This window comes from Pseudomonas sp. PA-1-3F, assembly GCF_021609665.1.
Taxonomy (GTDB): domain Bacteria; phylum Pseudomonadota; class Gammaproteobacteria; order Pseudomonadales; family Pseudomonadaceae; genus Aquipseudomonas; species Aquipseudomonas paracarnis.
This window is the reverse complement of sequence record NZ_WJZD01000006.1, coordinates 147203-170091: the sequence shown is the minus strand read 5'-3', so window position 1 is coordinate 170091 and position 22889 is coordinate 147203. Positions and strand designations below refer to the sequence as shown.

Below are 22889 nucleotides of genomic sequence, written 5' to 3'. Positions count from 1 at the left end.
AAACCTGAGAGCGCCGCTGGGTGTCAGGTACCCAGCGTCATCGTTAACGTTCTTCGCGAGCAAGCTCGCTCCTACAGTGGATCGCGTCGGCAGTTAGACCGGCGCTGGCGCCCGGCGCTTGTCCGGCTGCTGCCAGCCATCCGCTGCGGCTTCTTCAATCGCTTGCTGAATAGCCTTCTTGCGATGCTCTTCGGCCCGACGGCTGAAGAACCACACCAGGAAGGTCACCAGCGACACCGCCAACAGAATCAGGCTCGCCACGGCGTTGATCTCGGGTTTAACCCCCAGACGCACCGCCGAGAACACTTCCATCGGCAAGGTGGTGGAACCAGGGCCCGACACGAAGCTGGCCAGTACCAGGTCGTCCAGCGATAGCGCGAACGACATCATGCCGCCCGCTGCCAGCGATGGCGCGATCATTGGGATGGTGATCAGGAAGAACACCTTCCACGGCCGCGCGCCCAGGTCCATCGCCGCTTCTTCGATCGACAGGTCCAGCTCACGCAAGCGCGCCGACACCACCACCGCCACATACGCCGCACAGAAGGTGGTGTGGGCGATCCAGATGGTGACGATGCCACGCTCCTGGGGCCAGCCGATCATCTGCGCCATGGCCACGAACAGCAGCAACAGCGACAGGCCGGTGATCACTTCCGGCATCACCAACGGCGCCGTGACCAGGCCGCCGAACAGCGTGCGGCCCTTGAACTGGCTGATGCGCGTCAGCACGAAGGCGGCCAGGGTACCCAACGCCACCGCCGCCACCGCCGTGTAGCAGGCGATTTCCAGGGAGCGGGCCACCGAGCCCATCAACTGGGTGTTGTCCAACAGGCCCACGTACCACTTGATCGACCAACCGCCCCACACTGTCACCAGCTTGGATTCGTTGAACGAGTAGATCACCAGGATCAACATCGGCAGGTAGATGAACAACAAACCTGCGACCAGCATGAAGCTGGAGAAACGAAAGCGCTTCATATCTTGCCCTCCAGCTCTTTGGCTTGGCTGCGGTTGAACAGGATGATCGGCACGATCAGGATCGCCAGCATCACCACCGCCAGGGCAGACGCCACCGGCCAGTCACGGTTGTTGAAGAACTCTTGCCACAACACCTTACCGATCATCAAGGTTTCCGGGCCGCCGAGCAGTTCAGGAATCACGAACTCGCCCACCACCGGGATAAACACCAGCATGCAACCGGCGATGATGCCGTTCTTGGACAGCGGCACGGTGATTTTCCAGAAGCTGTTGAAGGTGCTCGACCCCAGGTCGGAGGCGGCTTCCAGCAGGCTCTGGTCGTGCTTAACCAGGTTGGCGTACAGCGGCAGGATCATGAACGGCAGGTACGAATAGACCACGCCGATGTACACCGCGATGTTGGTGTTGAGGATCTGCAGCGGCTCGTTGATCAAGCCCATGGACATCAGGAAGCCATTGAGCAGGCCGTTGTTGCTGAGGATGCCCATCCACGCATACACCCGGATCAGGATCGCGGTCCAGGTGGGCATCATGATCAGCAGCACCAGAACGGTCTGCATCTCTTTGCGCGCGGTGGCAATGGCGTAGGCCATCGGGTAGCCGATCAGCAGGCACAGCAGCGTGCTGAAAAACGCCATCTTCAGCGAGCCCAGGTAGGCGGCGATGTACAACTCGTCGCCCGCCAGCAAGCTGTAGTTGGCCAGGTTCAGCACCACCTCCAGCTTTTGCTCAACGTAGGTATAGATCTCGGTATAGGGCGGGATCGCCACATCGGCTTCGGCAAAGCTGATTTTCAGCACGATGAAAAACGGCAGTGCGAAAAACAGGAACAGCCAGAGGAAGGGAATCCCGATGACCACCTGCTTGCCATTGGGCACGATGCGATCCAAGCGCCGCTTGAATTTCTTCATGTTCATGAGCGAAGTACCACGCCGCTGTCGTCTTCCCACCACACGTACACCTGGTCACCCCAGGTTGGGCGCTGGCCACGGCGTTCGGCGTTGGCGACGAAAGACTGCACCAGCTTGCCGCTCGGCAGCTCCACGTAGAACACCGAGTGGCCGCCCAGGTAGGCGATGTCGTGCACCTTGCCGCTGGACCAGTTGTGCTCGCAGGTTGGCATTTCAGTGGTCACCAGCAGCTTTTCCGGGCGAATCGCGTAGGTCACCGACTTGTCTTCCACCGAGGTGGCGATGCCGTAGCCCACGTAGATGTCGCGGTCCAGGTCCGGGCACTTGAGCACCGCGTGGCCTTCAGCGTCGTCCACTACTTGGGTGTCGAAAATGTTGACGTTGCCAATGAACTCGCACACCAGGCGGCTGGTGGGAGTTTCGTAGATATCGATGGGGCTGCCGATCTGAGCGATCCAGCCCAGGTGCATGATCGCGATGCGTTCGGCCATGGTCATGGCTTCTTCCTGGTCGTGGGTCACCATCACGCAGGTCACCCCAACGCGCTCGATGATCTCCACCAACTCAAGTTGCATCTGCGAGCGCAGCTTCTTGTCCAGTGCGCCCATCGGCTCATCGAGCAGCAGCAGCTTCGGGCGCTTGGCCAAGGAGCGGGCCAAGGCCACACGCTGGCGCTGGCCGCCGGACAATTGGTGCGGCTTGCGCTTGGCGTACTGGCTCATCTGCACCAGCTTGAGCATCTCGGCCACGCGTGCGTCGACTTCAGCCTTGGGGATCTTGTCCTGTTGCAAGCCGAAGGCGATGTTCTGCGCCACGGTCATGTGCGGGAACAAGGCGTAGGACTGGAACATCATGTTGATCGGCCGCTCGTAGGGCGGCATGTCGGTGATGTCCACACCGTCGAGGTAGATGCGACCTTCGGTTGGGCGCTCGAAACCTGCAAGCATGCGCAGCAAGGTGGATTTGCCCGAACCCGAACCGCCGAGCAAGGCGAAGATCTCGCCTTTCTTGATTTCCAGGGACACATCGTCCACGGCAATCGTCTCGTCGAACTTCTTCGTGACCCGGTCGATTTTGACCAACACCTTTTTCGGTGTCTGGTCGCCCTCGAGGGCTTTCTTATAGGCGCCGGAGGCAACTGCCATTTACGAAACTCCCAAAAAAAACTGTGCAGCCGGCCCAATGCGGGCCAGCCTTGGATAGTTTTAGCCTTACTTGCCCGTCTTGACCTTGGTCCAGCTACGGGTCATTAAACGCTGCACTTTCGGGGGTAGCTCAAAGTTGACGAATGTCCGCTCGAGAACCGCCTGCGGTGGGTAAACCGCTGCGTCGGTGCGTATCGATTGCTCCATCAGTTTGTCCGCCCCTGGGTTAGGGTTGGCGTAACCGACTTGATCGCTGACCTGAGCGATCACCTCAGGCTGCAGCAAATAGTTGATGAAGGCGTGGGCTTCCTTGACGTTGCTGGCATCCTTGGGAATCGCCAGCACGTCGAACCACAGGTTGCCGCCTTCTTTGGGAATCGTGTAGGCGATGTTCACGCCTTTGCCCGCCTCCGCCGCACGGGCCTTGGCCTGGAACACATCGCCGGAGAAACCGGCCGCCACGCAGATGTTGCCGTTGGCCAGGTCCGAGATGTATTTGGAGGAATGGAAGTAGGTCACGTAGGGCCGCACTTTCAGCAGTTTTTCCTCGGCTTTCTTGTAGTCGGCCGGGTTGGTGCTGTTGGGGTCCAGGCCCATGTAGTTGAGTACTGCGGGCAGCATTTCATCGGCCGAGTCCATGAACGACACGCCGCAAGTGGCCAACTTCTTCATGTTTTCCGGTTCGAACAACACGGCCCAGGAGTCGATCTTGTCGACCCCCAACACTTCCTTGACCTTGTCGACGTTGTAGCCAATGCCATTGGTGCCCCACAGGTACGGCACCGCGTACTGGTTGCCCGGGTCGTTCTTTTCCAGGCGCTTGAGCAGCACCGGGTCGAGGTTGGCGTAGTTTGTCAGCAGTGACTTGTCGAGCTTCTGGAATGCCCCGGCCTTGATCTGCTTGCCCAGGAAATGGTTGGACGGCACCACCACGTCGTAGCCGGTGCGCCCGGCGAGCAACTTGCCTTCCAGGGTTTCGTTGGAGTCAAACACGTCATACACAGGCTTGATACCGCTGGCCTTTTCGAAGTTGGCCAGGGTGTCGGGGCCGATGTAGTCCGACCAGTTATAAATATGCACCGTCGGTGCGGCCTGTACGCTGGCAGCCAGCGTGATACCTGCACCCACCAGCATGGCTTTGCGAAATAAAGAAATTGGCAAGTGGAGGTCCTCTTGAATAGTTGGGGGCCTTGAAGTTGTTGCCCGGCAACAAAACCGGCGCGCAACTTACCGTCGATAAACCGATCCGGCAAAACTTTCTGTCATTTATTTTCTGTACGGCTGCCACTGTTTGTAGGAGCGAGCTTGCTCGCGAAGAACTCACAGGCAACGCGGGCTATCAGAGGCCCCGCGTTATCGTTGAGGATTTTAGCGAGCGAGCTCGCTCCTACAGGTTTGTGCGTTATTTACCGGACTTGATCTTGGTCCAGCTACGGGTCATTTCACGCTGAGTTGCCGCCGGCATGTCGGCAATGGCGTAGAGCTTGGATTGCACTTCGGCCGACGGATAAATACCCGGGTCGCTGGTGATGTCTTTATCGACCAGGGCAGTGGCTTTCTCGTTACCGTTCGGGAAACGCACACTGTTGGTGATCGCGGCCATGACGTCTGGCTTGAGCAGGTAGTTCATGAATGCGTAGGCAGCCTCGACGTTTTCAGCATCCTTGGGAATGGCGACCATGTCGAAGAAGCTGCCAGCACCTTCCTTGGGAATGTCATAGGCGATCTTGACCTTGCCGCCGGCTTCAGCCGCGCGGGTTTTGGCCTGTTCGATGTCACCCGAGTAGCCCACAGCCACGCAGATGTTGCCGTTGGCCAGGTCGGAGATGTACTTGGAGGAGTGGAAGTAGCCGATCGAAGGACGGATTTTCATGAACAGGTCTTCGGCCTGTTTCAGATCAGCCTTCTTCGTAGTGTCGGTCGGCAGGCCCAGGTAATGCAGCGCTACCGGCAGCATTTCGGTTGGCGAATCGAGGAAGCTCACGCCGCAGCTTTTCAGCTTGGCGATGTTTTCCGGCTTCATCAGTACGTCCCACGAGTCGATCTTGTCCACGCCCAGTGCGGCCTTGACCTTCTCCGGGTTGTAGCCGATGCCCATCGAGCCCCACATGTACGGGAAGGCGTGCTTGTTGTCCGGGTCGCTGACCGATACGGCTTTGAGCAGGGATTTGTTCAGGTTGCCGTAGTTGGACAGCTTGGACTTGTCCAGCTCCTGGTAGACACCGGCCTTGATCTGCTTGGCGAGGAAGCTGTTCGACGGCACGACGATGTCGTAGCCGGACTTGCCTGCCAGCAACTTGGCTTCCAGGGTTTCGTTGCTGTCAAAAACGTCGTACACCACTTTGATGCCCGACTCTTTTTCAAAGTTGGCGATGGTGTCCGGTGCAATGTAGTCGGACCAGTTGTAAACGTGCAGCACTTTATTGTCTGCCTGGGCCGCGCCCGCCATTGCGCCCATCAGGGACAAGGCGAGGAGGGTCTTGCCAGCGTTCTTCAAACCTAATGCCTTCATTTGGTGATGCTCCAATTTTTTCTTTTTTGGGCCACAAGCGTTGTATGTTTTACGGCCCAACCGAAGGGCAACAAAACAGGGCGACAGTCTGGCAAGTTCAGGGGCCGGCTTTCAACCAAAGCCCCTGCATTTTTAACTGCCCAGTGCACCGCGCACTGAGCCTAGCACTTAGCCCTGCAAGGCAGCCAAAGTCAGGTCCAGGCAATGGCGGGCCTTGGTGACCAGCTCGTCGATTTCAGCCTTGCTGATGACCAGTGGCGGCGAAATGATCATGGTGTCGCCCACGGCGCGCATGATCAGGCCATTTTCAAAGCAGAAGGTTCGGCAGATCATGCCGGCGCCTTTGCCTTCATGACGCTTGCGCGTCGCCTTGTCCTGCACCAGCTCGATCGCACCGAGCATACCGACGCCGCGTACTTCACCCACCAGCGGATGATCGCCCAGTTCCCTCAGACGTTTCTGCAAATACGGTGCCGTTTCGTCGTGCACACGGTTAACGATGTTTTCATCGCGCAGGATGCGGATGTTTTCCAGCGCCACGGCCGCGGCCACCGGGTGGCCGGAGTAGGTAAAGCCGTGGTTGAAATCGCCCCCTTCGTTGAGCACCGCCACCACTTCGTCACGCACGATCAGGCCGCCCATGGGCACGTAGCCCGAGGTCAGGCCCTTGGCGATGGTCATCATGTGCGGCTTGAGGTCGTAGAAATCGCTACCGAACCACTCACCGGTACGGCCGAAGCCGCAGATTACTTCGTCGGCGACAAACAGGATGTCGTACTTGGCGAGGATTTCCTTGATGCGCGGCCAGTACGTGGCAGGCGGCACGATCACGCCACCGGCACCCTGGATCGGCTCGGCAATAAAGGCGCCGACGTTGTCCACGCCCAGCTCCAGGATTTTCTCTTCCAACTGGTTGGCGGCCCACACACCGAATTCCTCGGGGCTCATGTCGCCGCCTTCGCCAAACCAGTAGGGCTGCGCGATGTGAGTAATGCCCGGGATCGGCAAGTCGCCCTGCTCGTGCATATAGGTCATGCCGCCCAGGCTGGCGCCGGCCACGGTAGAGCCGTGGTAGCCATTCTTGCGGGCAATGATGGTTTTCTTGTTGGGCTGGCCCTTGATCGCCCAGTAGTGGCGGACCATGCGCAACATGGTGTCGTTGCCTTCGGAGCCAGAGCCGGTGAAGAACACGTGGTTCATGCCAGCCGGCGCGACATCGGAAATGACCTTGGCCAACTCCAATACCGGCGGGTGTGCGGTCTGGAAGAACAGGTTGTAGTACGGCAGTTCTTTCATCTGCTTGGCGGCGGCATCGGCCAGTTCATCGCGACCGTAACCGATCGCCACGCACCACAGGCCGGCCATACCGTCGAGGATCTTGTTGCCTTCGCTGTCCCACAGGTAAACGCCGTGGGCTTTGGTGATGATCCTTGGGCCTTTCTCTTTCAATTGCTTGAAGTCGCTGAACGGAGCCAGGTGGTGATCATTGCTCAAGGCTTGCCATTCACGGGTTTGCGGGTTGTTGCTGGACATACCAATCTCCTAGACTTTTCAGTGAAGGCGCGCCGTTTGAAGGGCGCGCCCGGCGCATCAGACGGCGAAGAGCAGGAATTCCCGCTCCCACGAACTGATCACGCGCTTGAAGTTTTCATGCTCGGCCCGCTTGACCGCGACGTAGCCTGTGATGAATTTTTGCCCCAGATATTTCTCAATGGTCTTGCTGTTTTCCATACGTTCCAGGGCGTCTTCGATGGTCAACGGCAGGCGCAGGTTGCGTCGCTCGTAACCACGGCCCACCACCGGCGCGCTCGGGTTATGGCCCTCGACCATGCCGATGTAGCCGCACAACAGGCTGGCGGCAATCGCCAGGTACGGGTTGGCGTCGGCGCCCGGCAGGCGGTTTTCCACGCGGCGGTTCTGCGGGCCGGCATCCGGTACGCGCAGGCCGACGGTGCGGTTTTCTTCGCCCCATTCCACGTTCACCGGCGCCGAGGTGTCGGGCAGGAAGCGGCGGAACGAGTTCACGTTGGGGGCGAATAAAGGCAGCAATTCAGGGATGAATTTCTGCAGGCCGCCAATATGGTTGAGGAACAGTTGGCTCATGGTCCCGTCTTCATTGGAGAAGACGTTCTTGCCGGTGGCGATGTCGATAATGCTCTGGTGCAGGTGCATCGCGCTGCCGGGCTCGCCGGTCATGGGCTTGGCCATGAAGGTGGCGGCCACGTCGTGCTTGAGCGCGGCTTCACGCATGGTGCGCTTGAACACCAGGATCTGGTCGGCCAGGGACAGGGCGTCGCCATGACGGAAGTTGATTTCCATCTGCGCGGTGCCGTCCTCGTGGATCAGGGTGTCGAGGTCCAGCTCCTGCAGTTCGCACCAGTCGTAGACGTCTTCGAACAGCGGGTCGAATTCGTTGGCCGCTTCTATAGAGAAGGACTGGCGACCGGTTTCCGGGCGGCCGGAGCGGCCAATCGGCGGTTGCAGCGGGAAGTCCGGGTCTTCGCAGCGCTTGGTCAGGTAGAACTCCATCTCCGGCGCCACGATGGGCTGCCAGCCGCGGTCGGAGTAGAGTTTGAGGACTTTCTTGAGCACGTTGCGCGGCGACAGCTCGATCGGGTTGCCTTGCTTGTCGTAGGTGTCGTGGATCACCTGGGCGGTCGGCTCGATGGCCCAGGGCACCAGGAATACCGCGTTCTGGTCGGGGCGGCAGATCATGTCGATGTCGGCCGGGTCGAGCAATTCGTAATAGATGTCGTCTTCGACATAGTCGCCGGTCACGGTCTGCAACAGAACACTCTCGGGCAGGCGCATGCCTTTTTCGGCAATGAACTTGTTGGTCGGCGAGATCTTGCCCCGGGTAATACCGGTGAGGTCGCCAATCATGCATTCGACTTCTGTGATCTTGTGGTCTTTCAACCAATCGGTGAGCTGGTCGAGGTTGTTACTCATAAATGCCTCTGGGCTGGGTTTCCTGGCATCCATTAAAGGCCAGGCGTTGGTTGACGCAGCATCCGCGTCGTTTTTTCATTCAGGGTAGGAGCTTACCTGCCATTTGCCCATGGGTTGCATTCCTCAGGCCAAAGTTGTGCGCAATTATGATCGGCACGGCGGATGAGGGTCGCTCAGCGGCGTCGGAGATGGCAAAAAGGAGATCGGCCGGGCCGTCAAGAATATTGGCCGGTGCCTGGGCATTCACGCGGGGCGAACGAACTGCGGACAAAGCCTGGCTGGAGCAGGCAGAGACGCCGATTGGCGGCAGGTGAAACATGAAGCACCCCGGTATTATTGCTGTTATGGGTTTGAATCGAGCTTAGCCTTGTTCATTTTTTTACACAACACCCCCGTAAAAAATCCTACACGGCCCGCTCAAGCCTGCAGGTCCCAAGCCCCTCAAACCCAAAAAATCGCCCCAAAACCCCGCAAAAAAGGCTTCGTGGCGCTTTTTTAGGGCAAAAAATGCCTCGCTTGACTTCGGCAGGCCGTTCGGGTTGACTGAAACCAGAAAAGATCAATGATTGATATTTTTAACAACAAAGGTGTTGCATCATGTCGGTACCCCCGCGTGCCGTTCAGCTTAACGAAGCGAACGCGTTCCTTAAGGATCATCCTGAGGTTCTGTACGTAGACCTTCTAATTGCGGATATGAATGGTGTGGTGCGCGGTAAGCGCATCGAACGCACCAGCCTCCACAAGGTTTACGAGAAGGGCATTAACCTGCCTGCCTCTTTATTTGCCCTGGATATCAACGGCTCTACGGTGGAAAGCACCGGCCTGGGCCTGGACATCGGTGATGCTGACCGAATCTGTTATCCAATCCCCGACACCCTGTGCAATGAACCCTGGCAAAAGCGCCCCACCGCGCAACTGCTGATGACCATGCACGAACTTGAAGGTGAACCTTTCTTCGCCGATCCGCGCGAAGTGCTCCGCCAAGTTGTTACCAAGTTTGACGACCTCGGTCTGACCATCTGCGCCGCCTTCGAGCTTGAGTTCTACCTGATCGATCAGGAGAACGTGAACGGCCGCCCACAACCGCCCCGCTCGCCGATCTCCGGCAAACGCCCGCACTCGACACAGGTCTACCTGATCGACGACCTCGACGAATACGTCGACTGCCTCCAGGACATTCTGGAAGGTGCCAAGGAGCAAGGCATTCCGGCCGATGCCATCGTCAAGGAAAGTGCCCCGGCGCAGTTCGAAGTGAACCTGCACCACGTCGCCGACCCGATCAAGGCCTGCGACTACGCGGTACTGCTCAAGCGCCTGATCAAGAACATCGCCTACGACCATGAGATGGACACCACGTTCATGGCCAAGCCTTACCCAGGCCAGGCAGGCAACGGGCTGCACGTACACATTTCCATTCTGGACAAGGACGGCAAGAACATCTTTGCCAGCGAGGATCCCGAGCAGAACGCCGCATTGCGTCACGCGATCGGCGGTGTGCTGGAGACCCTACCCGCCCAAATGGCGTTCCTGTGCCCCAACGTCAACTCCTACCGTCGTTTCGGCGCACAGTTCTACGTGCCGAACTCGCCGTGCTGGGGCCTGGATAACCGCACCGTGGCGATTCGCGTACCCACCGGCTCGTCCGATGCCGTGCGTATCGAACACCGTGTGGCTGGCGCCGATGCCAACCCTTACCTGCTGATGGCCTCGGTATTGGCGGGCGTACACCACGGCCTGACCAACAAGATCGAGCCGAACGCTCCAGTGGAAGGCAACAGCTACGAGCAGAACGAGCAGAGCCTGCCGAACAACCTGCGCGATGCGCTGCGTGAGTTGGACGACAGCGAGGTGATGGCCAAGTACATCGATCCTAAATACATCGATATCTTCGTCGCCTGTAAGGAAAGTGAGCTGGAGGAGTTTGAACACTCCATCTCCGACCTTGAGTACAACTGGTACCTGCATACCGTGTAAGCGGTTGCTGCAATAAAAGAACGCCGCTGATTTTGGTCAGTGGCGTTTTTTTATGGGTTTATTTTGGGAAACCGGGTTGGCCTCATCGCAGGCAAGCCAGCTCCCACAGTGGAACGCATTTCAAGGTTGGAACTCGGTCAAATGTGGGAGCTGGCTTGCCTGCGATAGCGGCTTGGCAGACAACACAGATTCCTGCTCATACAATGCCTGCTGCCTTGTAGGAGACATCCATGACCACCCGCCCCGCCACTGTTCGCAAACCCCGCGCCCGCAGCCAGGCCCGGATCGACGCGATCCTCGACGCCGCCCGCACCTTGCTGGCCGCCGAAGGTGTGGCGAGCTTGTCGATCTACAGCGTGGCCGAACGGGCACAGATTCCACCGTCATCGGTGTACCACTTTTTCGCCAGTGTGCCGGCGTTGCTTGAGGCGTTGACCGCTGACGTTCACGCAGCCTTTCGCGCTGCCATCCAGGCGCCCATCGAGCATGAATCTCTCAAGCATTGGCGCGACCTGTCCTACATCGTTGAACAACGCATGCTCAGCATCTACAGCAACGATGCCGCGGCACGCCAGTTGATCCTGGCCCAGCATGGGTTGACCGAAGTGACCCAGGCCGATCGCCAGCATGATCTGGAATTGGGCGACTTGATGCTGGCGGTGTTCAATCGCCACTTTGAAGTACCAACGCTACCGAGCGACGTGGATGTGTTTGCCCTGGCATTGGAGTTGAGCGACCGCGTGTACGCGCGCTCGGTACATCAGCATGGGCTGATTACGCCGCGCATGGCGGAGGAAGGGATGCGGGTGTTTGATGCGTATGTGGGGCTTTATTTGCCGACCTATCTGCCCAAGCGCTGATCGTTCCCACGCTCTGCGTGGGAATACATCCCGTGACGCTCTGCGTCACCTTTGGCACAGCGGGACGCGGAGCGCCCCAGGCGGCATTCCCACGCGAGCGTGGGAACGATCAGTGGGGTTATCACAACTTGGCAATCGACACCTCAGTGGATTTCACAAAGGCAATCACTTCACTGCCGATCACCAGCTCCAACTCCTTGACCGAACGCGTGGTGATCACCGAGGTGACAATGCCGGACGCGGTCTGCACGTCAATTTCCGACAGCACGTCGCCGACCACGATTTCCTTGATGGTGCCTTTGAACTGGTTACGCACGTTGATGGCTTTAATAGTCATGGTGTTTTTCCTGTGTGAGTTATTGAGCCCAACGCAATTGCGTCGGCAGCGGTGAAACAGGTTCGGGTTCCGGTGGGGAACCGGGTAGCGACAGCACGCGGTTGAGCACTTCGGCTTCCAGCGCGGCCAGGCGGTGTGAGCCACGGGCCCGTGGGCGTGGCAGGTCGATGTTCAGGTCGAGGCCGATTTCGCCGTTTTCAATCAGAATCACGCGGTCGGCAATCGCCACGGCTTCGCTGACGTCGTGGGTCACCAGCAACACCGTGAAACCGTGCTTGCGCCACAGGTTTTCGATCAGTTGCTGCATCTCGATGCGGGTCAGGGCATCCAGTGCGCCCAGCGGCTCATCGAGCAGCAACAGGCGCGGCTGATGGATCAACGCCCGTGCGAGTGCCACGCGCTGTTTCTGGCCACCGGACAACGCCGCCGGCCATTCATTCGCGCGCTCGGCCAGGCCAACCGCTTCCAGCGCATCCAGCGCTTTGGGCCGCCAGTCGCCCTTGAGGCCCAGGCCGACGTTATCGATGATCTTCTTCCATGGCAGCAAGCGCGCTTCCTGGAACATCAACCGCGTATCTTCAATCGCTTCGTGCAGTGGCGCGGAGCCGGCCAGCAGCTCGCCGCCACTGGCTTTGTCCAGCCCCGCCAACAGGCGCAGCAAGGTACTTTTGCCGCAACCGCTGCGGCCGACCACAGCCACGAACTGCCCCGCAGGAATATGCAGGTCGATCTCTTTGAGCACTTCGCGGGTACCAAAGGCCTTGCGCAATTTGCGCACCGCCAGTGGGATACCCTTCAACAGACGCGGAGGTTGTTGGGCCGTCATGCTGCACCTCCTTTGACTTGATACGCCGGGTGCCAGCGCAGCCACACACGTTCCAGCCCACGGGCTGCCAGGTCGGCCAGTTTGCCGAGGATGGCGTACATGACGATGGCCAGTACCACCACGTCGGTTTGCAGGAATTCACGGGCATTCATCGCCAGGTAACCGATGCCGGAACTTGCCGAAATGGTTTCCGCCACGATCAGCGTCAGCCACATGAAGCCCAGGGCGAAGCGCACCCCCACCAGGATCGACGGCAGCGCGCCCGGCAGAATCACTTGCCAGAACAGGCTGAAACCGGACAAGCCATAGCTGCGCGACATCTCCACCAATGCCGGGTCGACATTGCGAATGCCGTGGTAAGTGTTCAGGTAGATCGGGAACAAGGTACCCAGGGCCACCAGGAAAATTTTCGCAGTCTCATCAATGCCGAACCACAGGATCACCAGCGGAATCAGCGCCAGGTGCGGCACGTTGCGAATCATCTGCACCGAGCTGTCGAGCAAGCGTTCGCCCCACTTCGACAAGCCGGTAATAAAGCCCAGGGCCAGACCGATGCTGCCACCGATCACAAAGCCCAGGCCGGCGCGCCAGCCGCTGATGGCCAGGTGCGTCCAGATTTCGCCGCTGACCACCAGGTTCACCCCGGCTTCGATCACCGCACTCGGCGCTGGCAGAATGCGCGTCGACAACCAACCCGCCGACACCGACAACTGCCACACCGCCAGCAATAAGATCGGCAGCACCCAGGGCGCCACGCGATGGCTGATTTTTTCTAAGTCCATAACGGCGCCTCAGCTCTGTGACGCAGCTTTGGGAAGGATGTCGTTGGCAACCATCTCGCCAAACGGGCTGACGTAGCCGGCGCTTTTGGGCAGCTCGGGACGTTCGATATCCAGGTGCGGGAACAACAGCTCGGCGACCCGATACGACTCTTCCAGGTGTGGATAACCGGAGAAGATAAAGGTATCGATACCCAGGTCCGCGTACTCCTTGACCCGCGCCGCAACCGTTGGGCCATCGCCCACCAGCGCCGTCCCTGCGCCGCCACGTACCAGGCCGACGCCGGCCCACAGGTTGGGGCTGACTTCCAGGTTGTCACGGCTACCGCCGTGCAAGGCTGCCATGCGTTGCTGGCCCACCGAATCGAAGCGCGCCAAGGACGCCTGGGCGCGGGCGATGGTCTCGTCGTCCAGGTGGGAGATCAGTTTGTCGGCGGCTTTCCAGGCTTCGTCGTTGGTTTCGCGCACGATCACATGCAAGCGAATGCCAAAGCGCACCGTGCGTCCCAGTTTTGCAGCCTTGGCGCGTACCTGCGCGATCTTTTCCGCAACGGCTGCCGGCGGCTCGCCCCAGGTCAGCACCATCTCGACCTGTTCGGCCGCAAGGTCCTGGGCGGCTTCGGAGGAACCCCCGAAATACAGCGGCGGGCGTGGTTGTTGAATCGGTGGGTAGAGCAATTTTGCGCCTTTGACGCTGATGTGCTCGCCGTCGTAGTCCACGGTCTCGCCTTCCAGCACACGGCGCCAGATGCGGGTGAATTCCACCGACGCCTGGTAGCGCTCTTCATGGCTCAAGAACAATCCGTCGCCAGCCAGTTCTTCCGGATCGCCACCGGTGACCAGGTTGAACAGCGCACGGCCACCAGACAGGCGATCCAGGGTCGCGGCCTGACGCGCGGCCACGGTCGGGGAGATGATCCCAGGGCGCAGGGCAACCAGGAATTTCAAGCGCTGGGTCACGGGGATCAGCGAGGCGGCCACCAACCACGAGTCTTCGCAAGAGCGACCCGTAGGGATCAACACCCCGCCGAAACCCAGGCGGTCAGCAGCCTGGGCCACTTGTTGCAAGTAACCGTGGTCGACAGCGCGGGCGCCTTCGGCGGTGCCAAGGTAATGACCGTCGCCGTGGGTGGGCAGGAACCAGAAAATATTGAGGCTCATGGAGTTGTCTCCTGAATGAAGTCGGATTACGGCGCTTTGGCAACCGCGGCGGGTGGCGTCCAGATCACGTCCTTGATGCTCAAGGGCTTGGGGATCAATTTGAGTTGGTAGAAGGTGTCTGCGATTTTCTGCTGGGCGGCGACCACTTCCGGGGTCAGGAACAGCGCGCCGTAGCCCTGGCGTTTCACCGATGTGAGGGTGATATCTGCCGGCAGGCCGAGCAGTGGGGCGACCTGCTCAGTCACTTCCTGCGGGTTGGCCTTGGACCATTCGCCTACCGCACGCACCTCTTCCACCAACGCCTTGATCACTTGCGGGTGCTGTTCGGCGTAGGGTTTGGTGGCCAGGTAAAACTGATGGTTGTCGGCAATCCCGGTGCCGTCTCGCAGGGTGCGCGCTTGTAGTTGCTTCTCGGCGGCGGCCTGGTACGGGTCCCAGATCACCCAGGCGTCCACGCTGCCACGCTCGAACGCAGCACGGGCATCGGCGGGGGGCAGGAACACGGTCTTTACGTCGGTGTAGTTGAGGCCGGCATCTTCCAGGGCACGCACTAGCAGGTAGTGCACGTTGGAGCCTTTGTTGAGCACGACCTTTTTACCCTTGAGCTCGGCCACCGATTTGATCGGCGAGTCCTTGGGCACCAGGATCGCTTCGCTGGTAGGCGCGGGTGGTTCGTAGGCGACGTAGAGCAGATCGGCGCCAGCCGCCTGGGCAAACACCGGTGGGGTTTCGCCGGTAACGCCGAAGTCGATGGAGCCAACGTTCAGGCCCTCGAGCAATTGCGGGCCACCGGGAAACTCGGTCCACTGCACCTGCACGCCTTGGTCGGCCAGGCGTTTTTCCAGGGTGCCCTTGGCCTTGAGCAGCACCAGGGTGCCGTACTTCTGATAACCGATCCGCAAGGTCTCGGCGGCTTGGGCTTGAACGATGGCGCCGAGGGACACAGCCGCAGCAAAGAGTGCGACCAGACCACGACGCAAGATGACAGTGCGCATGGCGCTCTCTCCAACTGTGCGATTAGGGTTTTGGCTGCACCTGCTTGGCCGTTGTCGGCTGAGTAAGGTGAGTGTTTCCAGCTTTTCGGGGTGAGGCTCAGATGCTCCAGCGAGCACTCAACAAACGTTCATTCAATACGTCAGGGTCCAGCGGTTTTGGCCGGCGCGCCATGGCGCTGTAGAGCTGCTCCAGGGCTTCGTGCAGACGCTGTTCGAGTACCGGCACCAGTTGCGCCTGCACGCTGCCTTCGCCATAGGCGATCTGGCTGTCTTCGGCAAAAATACCGTGGAGCAATTCCTGGGCCTTGAGGGCCGACAGCACCGGCTTCAGGGCGTAGTCCACCGCCAGCATGTGGGCGATGCTGCCGCCGGTCGCCATCGGCAGCACCACCTTATGGGCCAACGCACGCTCCGGCAGCAGGTCCAGTACGGTCTTCAACGCCCCGGAAAACGACGCCTTGTACACCGGCGTGGCAATCACAAGGCCGTCGGCATTGGCGACTTGTTGCAGCAGGTCGATGACCTTGGGGCTGTCGAAGCGCGCATGCAGCAAGTCTTCAGCCGGGAAGTCCCGTACCTGGTAACTCACCACTTCCACGCCCTGCTGTTGCAGCCACTGACGGGTTTTATCCAGCAAGACCCCAGAGCGGGACCGCTGGCTGGGACTGCCTCCAAGTGTTACGACCAGCATGCAGGAGATTCCTTGAGCAAGTGTCGGCGGTTCGCTGTACGGCGATGGCGCCAAGATGGGATAGACCTTAGCAGCAGATTTATATATCTATAAATCTTATTTATTCATTTGTTTATTCCATAAAAACATAAGCGATTGATCAATCCCCAGGCGAAAAAAAAGGCCGTGGAAACGGCCTGAAAACCCCTGCTGTGAGTCAGTGCTTTTTGGTAGGAGCGAGCTTGCTCGCGAAAAACTCACAGGCGCCGCGTTCATTCAGGAAGCACGCGTTATCGTTGACGTTTTTCGCGAGCAAGCTCGCTCCTACAGAGGCATGGTCCGTGATGCCTTAACGATTGGGTTGTGGGGTAAGACGCAGGTACGGCTTCACCGCGCGATAGCCCTTGGGAAAGCGTTTCTTGATCTCTTCCTCGTCCTTGAGTGACGGCACGATGACCACCTCATCCCCATCCTGCCAGTTGGCCGGTGTTGCCACCTTGTGGTTGTCGGTCAGCTGCAGCGAGTCGATCACCCGCAGGATTTCATGGAAATTACGCCCGGTGCTGGCCGGGTAGGTGATGGTCAGGCGGATCTTCTTGTTCGGGTCGATCACAAACAAGGAGCGCACGGTGAGGGTATCGCTGGCATTCGGGTGGATCAGGTCGTAGAGGTCCGAGACCTTGCGGTCGGCGTCGGCCAGGATCGGGAAGTTGACCACGGTGTTCTGGGTCTCGTTGATGTCTTCGATCCACTTGTGGTGCGAGTCCACCGGATCTACCGACAGGGCGATGGCCTTGACGCCACGCTTGGCGAATTCATCCTTGAGCTTGGCGGTAAAACCCAGCTCGGTGGTGCACACCGGCGTGAAGTCCGCAGGGTGGGAAAACAGCACACCCCAGCTGTCGCCCAGCCATTCGTGGAAGCGAATCTTGCCGGCGCTGGAATCCTGTTCGAAGTCGGGGGCGATATCGCCCAGTCTTAGGCTCATGGTGTGGCTCCTGATGAGTGCTTATGGAGCCCACTGTGCATGGATTTTTTGTGATTTAAAAAGAATAAATATCGATTTATCTAGACGATAAAAGAATATTAAAAATCAGTTCATTGGACTTGGGAACGGCCTGAGGCCAACATCGCCTTCAAGGTTCGAGAAGGCCTTGAGACGCTGCAAAAAAGAGGGATTCAGGAAGGGCTTGCGGGGGTTGAGCCCGACTTGAATAGCAAGACACCTTGCCCGGCATTGCGCCGGGCAAGGTTTTACAGTCTTACAACAGCGGGATCGAGTAGCTGACGATCAAGCGGTTTTCGTCCTGGTTACGCGCGTTGGCGATGTCGCTGCGCCACATAGCGTTTTTCCACGCCACGCCGACGTTCTTCAGCGGACCTTCCGGTACGACGTAGGCAACAGTGATGTCACGCTCCCACTCGGACTGGCCGGTGAACTCGGTACGGTTGCTGGCGACGGTGTCGATATGATCACCTTTCAGGTAAACCACACCGGCGGTCAGGCCAGGCACGCCGACTTTGGCGAAGTCGTAGGAGTAGCGAGCTTGCCAGGTACGCTCGCCGGCACGGGCGAACTTCTGGATTTGCATGTCGGTGGTGATGTAAGCCGACGAGCCGTCACCCTGGTTCAGCCAAGGGAAGTCGCTGCTGCCGTTGCTGACCTGGTAACCGCCACCGAAGGTGTGACCGGCCACCGAGTACAGGAACAGGCCGCTGTACAGGTTGTTGTCGACTTTGCCACGGCCGGAGTTCACGCCGCTGTAGTTGCCCGTCGAGAAGTAAGCGGACTGGTTGCCGTTGTTACCATCGTCGGAGCTGTTGAAGTAACGCAGGTCAGACTTCAGCACGCCAGGACCGATGGCCCAGTTGTGGGTCAGGCCCAGGAAGTGTTGCTTGTAGAAATCTTCCAGGTTGCCGTAGTAGTACTGGGCGGTCAGATCCTTGGTGATCTTGTAGTCGCCACCGGCGTAGTAGAACTTGTTGCTCGAACGCCAGTTCACACCGCGGCTGTTGGCGCCGGAAATGGACAGGCTTTCGTTGTTGCTGGAGTTACGGCCCTTGGCCTTTTCGATCTGGCCCGCGACCAGGGTCAGGTCCTTGATGTCGCTGGAGGTGATCTGGCCACCTTGGAAGGTTTGCGGCAGCATACGACCATCGTTGGTGACGATGACCGGCAGCTTGGGCTGCAAGGTACCCAACTTCAGTTCGGTTTGAGAGATCTTGGCCTTGGCAGTCAGGCCCAGGCTGGAGTAGTTATCAACGGCTTCGCCATTGGACTTGCTCGGGAAGATCGTGCCACCGTAGGAGCTGGCAGTCGCGCCGTTGGTGCCACCGCCGGAATCCAGGCGAACACCCAGCAGGCCGATAGCGTCCAGACCGAAGCCGACGGTGCCTTGGGTGTAACCGGAGATGAAACGCAGATCGAAGCCTTGGCCCCACTCTTCGTTGCGGCTCGGGTTGGCCGTGCCTTCGCGGTTATCGGTGTTGATGTAGAAGTTACGCAGGCCCAGTGTGGCCTTGCTGTCTTCGATGAAACCGGCAGCGCCTGCTTGCTGGGCGATTGCGCCCAACGTTACAGCCACAGCCAAGGTGGACTTCTTCATGTACCGCTCCTCTCATTTCTAATTTTTGTATTTCTTTGGTCTCGGGTCTGACGCCCTCGATCCACAGATGCGCGATTAGCGCCAGATAGTGACCACCAAGTCAATCGTAACCTTGTGTGTCTACTACCTTCGTCTAATCGCAGTTGATTTGGTCCTTGCAGGGTAATGAGTTTTTCATACACCCAAAAAGAATTATTTCATTCTTTTTCATACGATCCAGGAATAAGACTTTCCGTGAAGCTGGCCGGTCAGGATAGACGCGCCGCTCCATAAGCTAATTCCTAAAGGGTATTTACTGGTGCTTTTTTAGATCGATTAGTGTTGCCGTACGGTTGTATACGTCACTCACGATCAAAAAGGCGACGCCATCATGGCCAAACGCACATCCTCCCGTCAATTTGTTACAGTTTTTGTATCGCTATTACTTTCTTTTGGTGTCAACGCCACCGACCTGACGGTGGGCTACCAGACCGGCATCGATCCCAGCAAGGTTCCCCAGGCCGACGGCCTGTATGAAAAAGCCATCGGCGAAAAAATCGCCTGGCGCCGCTTCAACAGCGGGCCAGAGGTAGTCACGGCCATCGCTTCGGGTGATGTACAAATCGGCAACCTCGGCTCCAGCCCGCTCGCGGCGGCGGCCTCGCGCAACCTGCCGATTGTGGCGTTTATCGTATCGGCACAGATCAACGCTTCTGAAGCCCTGGTGGTGCGCAACGGCAGTGGCATCGACAACCCCCAGGACTTGATCGGTAAAACCATCGCCACGCCCTTCGTCTCCACCTCCCATTACAGCCTGCTCGGCGCGCTGAAACACTGGGGGCTGGACACCAAACAAGTCAAAGTGGTGAACCTGCAACCGGCCGAAATCGCCGCCGCCTGGAAGCGTGGCGATATTGATGGGGCTTTTGTGTGGTCCCCGGCCTTGGGCGAAATCCGCAAGAGCGGCAAGACCCTCACAGACGCGGCGCAGGTGGGCCAATGGGGGGCGCCGACGTTTGAGGTGTGGGTGGCGCGCAAGGATTTTGCGCAAAAACATCCTGAGGTAGTGGCCAAGTTCGCCAAAGTTACCCTGGATGCCTTTGCCGACTATGCCGCCCACAAAGACAGCTGGACGGTGGATTCCGAGCCAGTGCAGAAAATCGCCAAATTGACAGGTTCAAATGCGGATGACATTCCGGAACTCTTGGCCGGTACGACGTTTCCGGATGCGCAGGCACAGCAAACCGCTGCGCTGCTCAAGGGCGGCACGGCGAAGGCGATTGAGGAGACGGCGAAGTTCTTGAAGGAACAGGGGAAGGTGGAGACGGTGCTGCCGGATTATTCGGCCTATGTGACCGACAAATTCATCACACAATAAATACAGTCTTCGGTGGGAGCTGGCTTGCCTGCGATACCAGCAACTCGGTCCTTCAGATAAACCGAGGCGCCACTATCGCAGGCAAGCCAGCTCCCACACAGAGCCGCACTCTTTTACAGGGCCTTTTCAAAGATCTTGGAGTTGCGCTGATAGTTGTACAGCGACGCCCGCGCCGACGGCAGGCGGTCCACGCTGCTGGGTACAAAACCGCGTTCGCGGAACCAGTGGGCCGTACGGGTGGTGAGTACAAAGAGGGTTTTCAAGCCTTGGGCGCGTGCCCGGGTCTGGATGCGTTCGAGCAATACATCGCCTCGCGCGCCGTGGCGGTACTCCGGGTTCACTGCCAGGCACGCCAACTCCCCCGCATCCGAATCCGCGATCTGATACAGCGCCGCGCAGGCGATGATCATGCCTTCGCGCTCGACCACGCTGAACTGTTCGATCTCACGCTCCAGCACTTCCCGCGAACGGCGCACCAGAATGCCCTGCTCTTCCAGCGGGCTGATCAGGTCCAGTAAGCCGCCGACGTCTTCAATCGCCGCTTCGCGCACCAGTTCGAATTGTTCCTGGGCCACCAGCGTACCGCCGCCGTCGCGGGTAAACAGCTCGGTGAGCAAGGCGCCATCTTCGGCGTAGCTGACGATATGGCTGCGCCCTACTCCACCCCGGCAGGCTTCGGCAGCGGCATCGAGCAGTTCGGCTTGATAGTTGCTGCCCAGGCGTTGCAGGTGCGCGGGTACTTGTTGTGGGCGCAATTCACGCACCAGGCGGCCGTTCTCATCGATCAGACCGGGATCGGCGCCGAACAGCAGCAACTTGTCGGCGCCCAGGTCGATGGCGGCGCGGGTGGCGACGTCTTCGCAGGCCAGGTTGAAGATCTCGCCGGTGGGCGAATACCCCAGGGGCGACAGCAGCACGATAGAGCGCTCATCCAACAGGCGGTTGATACCCTTGCGGTCGACCCGGCGCACTTCGCCGGTGTGGTGGTAGTCCACGCCTTCCAGCACGCCGATTGGCCGTGCGGTGACCAGGTTGCCGCTGGCCACACGCAGGCGCGAGCCCTGCATCGGCGATGACGCCATGTCCATGGACAAGCGCGCCTCGATGGCAATGCGCAAATGACCCACCGCGTCGATCACACACTCCAGCGTCGCAGCATCGGTGATGCGCAAGCCTTCGTGGTAAGCCGGGGTAAGGCCGCGTGCTTCAAGGCGGGTTTCGATTTGCGGGCGCGAGCCGTGCACCAGCACCAGGCGCACACCCAGGCTGTGAAGCAGCACCAGGTCGTGGACGATATTGCCGAAGTTGGGGTGGTCCACACCATCGCCGGGCAGCATGACCACAAAGGTGCAGTCGCGGTGGGCGTTGATGTAGGGCGAAGCGTGACGAAGCCAGTTGACGTATTCGGGCATAACACCTGGGCCTGTAATAAAAAGCAGCCAAATAAAGGATCAATCGTGAAAGCGCACAGCGGCTGATGGTTATCGTCGGAACAGGCTTGGCGACACGCTCACTCTCCTTATGTACGAATGGGCAGGGGTTAATTTATGCAGGTTTCAGGCAGTAGTGTTCGATCAGTTCCCGCAATAGACGCACTGTAGGCGTCAAGCGTGACATTTCAAGGTACTCGCCAGGCTGGTGGGCGCAGGCAATGTCGCCAGGGCCGAGCACCAGGGTTTCGCAACCAAGGCGCTGAAGATAAGGCGCTTCGGTGCCGAACGCTACTGCTTCGGCACGATGACCGGTCAAACGCTCCGCCACCCGCACCAACTCGGCGTCTTCGGGCTGCTCAAAGGGTGGCACTTCGGGGAACAACGGCGCGTAGTCGATCTTGACCTTATGCCGCTCGGCCAGGGGTTCGAGCTTCTGGCGGATCGCGGCGCGCAGCACCTCGGGGTCCATGCCCGGCAGGGGTCGCAGGTCGAACTCCAGGGAGCACTGGCCGCAGATGCGGTTGGGGTTGTCGCCGCCGTGAATGCAGCCGAAGTTCATCGTCGGCTGCGGCACGCTGAATTGCGCGTTGCGGTACTCGCGCTGCCAGGCCAGGCGCAGGCCGCGCAGTTCGCCGATGGCGTCATGCATGGCTTCCAGGGCGCTATGGCCCAGGCTGGGGTCCGACGAGTGGCCACTGCGCCCGAGGATCTCGATGCGTTCCATCATCACGCCCTTGTGCAGGCGGATCGGCTTGAGCCCGGTCGGCTCACCGATCACAGCTGCACGACCTAATGGACGCCCCGCCTCGGCCAGCGCACGGGCACCGGACATAGAGCTTTCCTCGTCACAGGTGGCAAGGATCAACAGCGGTTGCTTGAAGGGTTGGTCCAGCAGCGGCAACACCGCGTCGATAACCAGTGCGAAGAACCCCTTCATGTCACAACTGCCCAGCCCTACCCAGCGGCCGTCGACTTCCGTCAGCTTGAGCGGGTCGGTGTTCCACAGCGCCGCGTCATACGGCACGGTATCGCTATGCCCCGCCAACACCAAGCCACCGGGGCCGCTGCCGAAACTGGCCAACAGGTTGAACTTGCCGGGGCTGACTTGTTGGATATCGATGGCAAAGCCCAGGTCGCCCAGCCAAGCGGCGAGCAGGTCAATCACCGGGCGGTTGCTCTGGTCGAGAGACGCCTGGGTGCAGCTCACCGACGGCGCGGCGATCAAGGCGGCGAACTGCTCTTTCATGGACGGTAACGGCATGCGCGGTCTCCCAACTTCCCGGATGAACCTCACTATAGAGGCATCTGCGCAACACAATAAACCGTTGCGGCACGTTGCCGGGCTCAGTCCTGTACACTGCACGACCTTGGCAGCCACACTTTTCCCCGGCTGCGC

General features: G+C 59.5%; 20 protein-coding genes. 3 read left to right on the top strand and 17 right to left on the bottom strand.

Features of this window, described 5'->3' with window-relative positions; all coding sequences use genetic code 11:
• Window positions 1-93 precede the first annotated feature (93 nt).
• From GIV26_RS06255 to GIV26_RS06225, 7 genes are all read right to left on the bottom strand, one after another.
• A complete protein-coding gene (locus GIV26_RS06255) occupies window positions 94-978 on the bottom strand; it encodes an ABC transporter permease subunit (RefSeq protein ID WP_003195236.1) in 885 nt (294 codons plus the stop codon).
• Window positions 975-1895 carry an ABC transporter permease subunit gene (locus tag GIV26_RS06250; RefSeq protein ID WP_003195238.1) on the bottom strand — a complete coding sequence of 307 codons (921 nt, stop codon included), beginning with the start codon at window positions 1893-1895 and terminating at the stop codon, window positions 975-977. Before GIV26_RS06250 ends, GIV26_RS06255 begins: the two co-directional genes overlap by 4 nt.
• Window positions 1892-3034 carry an ABC transporter ATP-binding protein gene (locus GIV26_RS06245; protein WP_003195240.1) on the bottom strand — a complete coding sequence of 381 codons (1143 nt, stop codon included), beginning with the start codon at window positions 3032-3034 and terminating at the stop codon, window positions 1892-1894. Before GIV26_RS06245 ends, GIV26_RS06250 begins: the two co-directional genes overlap by 4 nt.
• 66 nt (window positions 3035-3100) lie before the next feature.
• The gene (locus GIV26_RS06240) at window positions 3101-4195 is read right to left on the bottom strand and encodes a polyamine ABC transporter substrate-binding protein (RefSeq protein WP_014720384.1); all 1095 of its coding nucleotides are present in this window, start codon (window positions 4193-4195) and stop codon (window positions 3101-3103) included.
• Between the two features lie 241 nt (window positions 4196-4436).
• Window positions 4437-5531 carry a polyamine ABC transporter substrate-binding protein gene (locus GIV26_RS06235; RefSeq protein WP_019817783.1) on the bottom strand — a complete coding sequence of 365 codons (1095 nt, stop codon included), beginning with the start codon at window positions 5529-5531 and terminating at the stop codon, window positions 4437-4439.
• 183 nt (window positions 5532-5714) lie between these two features.
• The gene (locus GIV26_RS06230) at window positions 5715-7079 is read right to left on the bottom strand and encodes an aspartate aminotransferase family protein (protein WP_054917061.1); all 1365 of its coding nucleotides are present in this window, start codon (window positions 7077-7079) and stop codon (window positions 5715-5717) included.
• A 57-nt stretch (window positions 7080-7136) separates the two neighbouring features.
• Window positions 7137-8495: a glutamine synthetase family protein gene (locus GIV26_RS06225; protein ID WP_003195249.1), complete on the bottom strand. Its 1359-nt coding sequence runs from the start codon at window positions 8493-8495 to the stop codon at window positions 7137-7139.
• Between the two features lie 597 nt (window positions 8496-9092).
• Between GIV26_RS06225 and GIV26_RS06220 the strand changes: the two genes are divergently transcribed.
• Together GIV26_RS06220 and GIV26_RS06215 are read left to right on the top strand one after the other, a co-directional pair.
• Window positions 9093-10469, top strand: a complete 1377-nt coding sequence (locus tag GIV26_RS06220; protein ID WP_003195252.1) for a glutamine synthetase family protein — start codon at window positions 9093-9095, stop codon at window positions 10467-10469.
• A gap of 230 nt (window positions 10470-10699) precedes the next feature.
• The gene (locus GIV26_RS06215) at window positions 10700-11329 is read left to right on the top strand and encodes a TetR/AcrR family transcriptional regulator (RefSeq protein ID WP_236279683.1); all 630 of its coding nucleotides are present in this window, start codon (window positions 10700-10702) and stop codon (window positions 11327-11329) included.
• A gap of 121 nt (window positions 11330-11450) precedes the next feature.
• Here the strand turns inward: GIV26_RS06215 and GIV26_RS06210 are convergent, their stop codons facing one another.
• From GIV26_RS06210 to GIV26_RS06175, 8 genes are all read right to left on the bottom strand, one after another.
• Window positions 11451-11666, bottom strand: a complete 216-nt coding sequence (locus GIV26_RS06210; protein ID WP_003176783.1) for a TOBE domain-containing protein — start codon at window positions 11664-11666, stop codon at window positions 11451-11453.
• Window positions 11667-11685: 19 nt separating this feature from the next.
• Window positions 11686-12492: an aliphatic sulfonates ABC transporter ATP-binding protein gene (ssuB, locus tag GIV26_RS06205; RefSeq protein ID WP_032902254.1), complete on the bottom strand. Its 807-nt coding sequence runs from the start codon at window positions 12490-12492 to the stop codon at window positions 11686-11688.
• Window positions 12489-13274 (bottom strand): aliphatic sulfonate ABC transporter permease SsuC, encoded by a 786-nt coding sequence (gene ssuC / locus GIV26_RS06200; RefSeq protein ID WP_003195258.1) that lies wholly within the window; start codon window positions 13272-13274, stop codon window positions 12489-12491. Before ssuC ends, ssuB begins: the two co-directional genes overlap by 4 nt.
• Before the next feature lie 9 nt (window positions 13275-13283).
• Window positions 13284-14432: an FMNH2-dependent alkanesulfonate monooxygenase gene (ssuD, locus tag GIV26_RS06195; protein ID WP_003195260.1), complete on the bottom strand. Its 1149-nt coding sequence runs from the start codon at window positions 14430-14432 to the stop codon at window positions 13284-13286.
• Between the two features lie 26 nt (window positions 14433-14458).
• On the bottom strand, window positions 14459-15427 hold the full coding sequence (locus GIV26_RS06190) for a sulfonate ABC transporter substrate-binding protein (RefSeq protein WP_072445610.1): 969 nt from the start codon (window positions 15425-15427) through the stop codon (window positions 14459-14461).
• Window positions 15428-15524: 97 nt separating this feature from the next.
• Window positions 15525-16118, bottom strand: coding sequence for an NADPH-dependent FMN reductase (ssuE, locus tag GIV26_RS06185; protein WP_014720392.1), 594 nt, complete (start codon window positions 16116-16118; stop codon window positions 15525-15527).
• Between the two features lie 328 nt (window positions 16119-16446).
• Entirely contained in the window at window positions 16447-17085 is a 639-nt protein-coding gene (locus GIV26_RS06180) for a peroxiredoxin (RefSeq protein ID WP_003195267.1), read from the bottom strand.
• A gap of 274 nt (window positions 17086-17359) precedes the next feature.
• Entirely contained in the window at window positions 17360-18703 is a 1344-nt protein-coding gene (locus GIV26_RS06175; protein WP_034128998.1) for an OprD family porin, read from the bottom strand.
• 370 nt (window positions 18704-19073) lie between these two features.
• Here GIV26_RS06175 and tauA point away from each other — a divergent pair, with 370 nt between their 5' ends.
• Window positions 19074-20060: a taurine ABC transporter substrate-binding protein gene (gene tauA, locus GIV26_RS06170; protein WP_236279682.1), complete on the top strand. Its 987-nt coding sequence runs from the start codon at window positions 19074-19076 to the stop codon at window positions 20058-20060.
• 113 nt (window positions 20061-20173) lie between these two features.
• Here the strand turns inward: tauA and argA are convergent, their stop codons facing one another.
• Together argA and argE are read right to left on the bottom strand one after the other, a co-directional pair.
• Complete coding sequence (gene argA / locus GIV26_RS06165; protein ID WP_003195273.1) at window positions 20174-21472, bottom strand: amino-acid N-acetyltransferase; 1299 nt, start codon at window positions 21470-21472, stop codon at window positions 20174-20176.
• Window positions 21473-21605: 133 nt separating this feature from the next.
• Window positions 21606-22754, bottom strand: a complete 1149-nt coding sequence (gene argE, locus GIV26_RS06160) for an acetylornithine deacetylase (protein WP_096144046.1) — start codon at window positions 22752-22754, stop codon at window positions 21606-21608.
• Between the last annotated feature and the right edge of the window lie 135 nt (window positions 22755-22889).

Bases quoted from the DNA above. Each gene is read 5' to 3' on its own strand.
- GIV26_RS06255 (WP_003195236.1), bottom strand. From the start codon at position 978: ATGAAGCGCTTTCGTTTCTCCAGCTTCATGCTGGTCGCAGGTTTGTTG.
- ssuE (WP_014720392.1), bottom strand. From the start codon at position 16,118: ATGCTGGTCGTAACACTTGGAGGCAGTCCCAGCCAGCGGTCCCGCTCT.
- GIV26_RS06215 (WP_236279683.1), top strand. From the start codon at position 10,700: ATGACCACCCGCCCCGCCACTGTTCGCAAACCCCGCGCCCGCAGCCAG.
- ssuD (WP_003195260.1), bottom strand. From the start codon at position 14,432: ATGAGCCTCAATATTTTCTGGTTCCTGCCCACCCACGGCGACGGTCAT.
- GIV26_RS06245 (WP_003195240.1), bottom strand. From the start codon at position 3,034: ATGGCAGTTGCCTCCGGCGCCTATAAGAAAGCCCTCGAGGGCGACCAG.
- ssuC (WP_003195258.1), bottom strand. From the start codon at position 13,274: ATGGACTTAGAAAAAATCAGCCATCGCGTGGCGCCCTGGGTGCTGCCG.
- GIV26_RS06210 (WP_003176783.1), bottom strand. From the start codon at position 11,666: ATGACTATTAAAGCCATCAACGTGCGTAACCAGTTCAAAGGCACCATC.
- GIV26_RS06230 (WP_054917061.1), bottom strand. From the start codon at position 7,079: ATGTCCAGCAACAACCCGCAAACCCGTGAATGGCAAGCCTTGAGCAAT.
- GIV26_RS06190 (WP_072445610.1), bottom strand. From the start codon at position 15,427: ATGCGCACTGTCATCTTGCGTCGTGGTCTGGTCGCACTCTTTGCTGCG.
- GIV26_RS06180 (WP_003195267.1), bottom strand. From the start codon at position 17,085: ATGAGCCTAAGACTGGGCGATATCGCCCCCGACTTCGAACAGGATTCC.
- GIV26_RS06225 (WP_003195249.1), bottom strand. From the start codon at position 8,495: ATGAGTAACAACCTCGACCAGCTCACCGATTGGTTGAAAGACCACAAG.
- GIV26_RS06250 (WP_003195238.1), bottom strand. From the start codon at position 1,895: ATGAACATGAAGAAATTCAAGCGGCGCTTGGATCGCATCGTGCCCAAT.
- argE (WP_096144046.1), bottom strand. From the start codon at position 22,754: ATGCCGTTACCGTCCATGAAAGAGCAGTTCGCCGCCTTGATCGCCGCG.
- ssuB (WP_032902254.1), bottom strand. From the start codon at position 12,492: ATGACGGCCCAACAACCTCCGCGTCTGTTGAAGGGTATCCCACTGGCG.
- tauA (WP_236279682.1), top strand. From the start codon at position 19,074: ATGGCCAAACGCACATCCTCCCGTCAATTTGTTACAGTTTTTGTATCG.
- argA (WP_003195273.1), bottom strand. From the start codon at position 21,472: ATGCCCGAATACGTCAACTGGCTTCGTCACGCTTCGCCCTACATCAAC.
- GIV26_RS06175 (WP_034128998.1), bottom strand. From the start codon at position 18,703: ATGAAGAAGTCCACCTTGGCTGTGGCTGTAACGTTGGGCGCAATCGCC.
- GIV26_RS06220 (WP_003195252.1), top strand. From the start codon at position 9,093: ATGTCGGTACCCCCGCGTGCCGTTCAGCTTAACGAAGCGAACGCGTTC.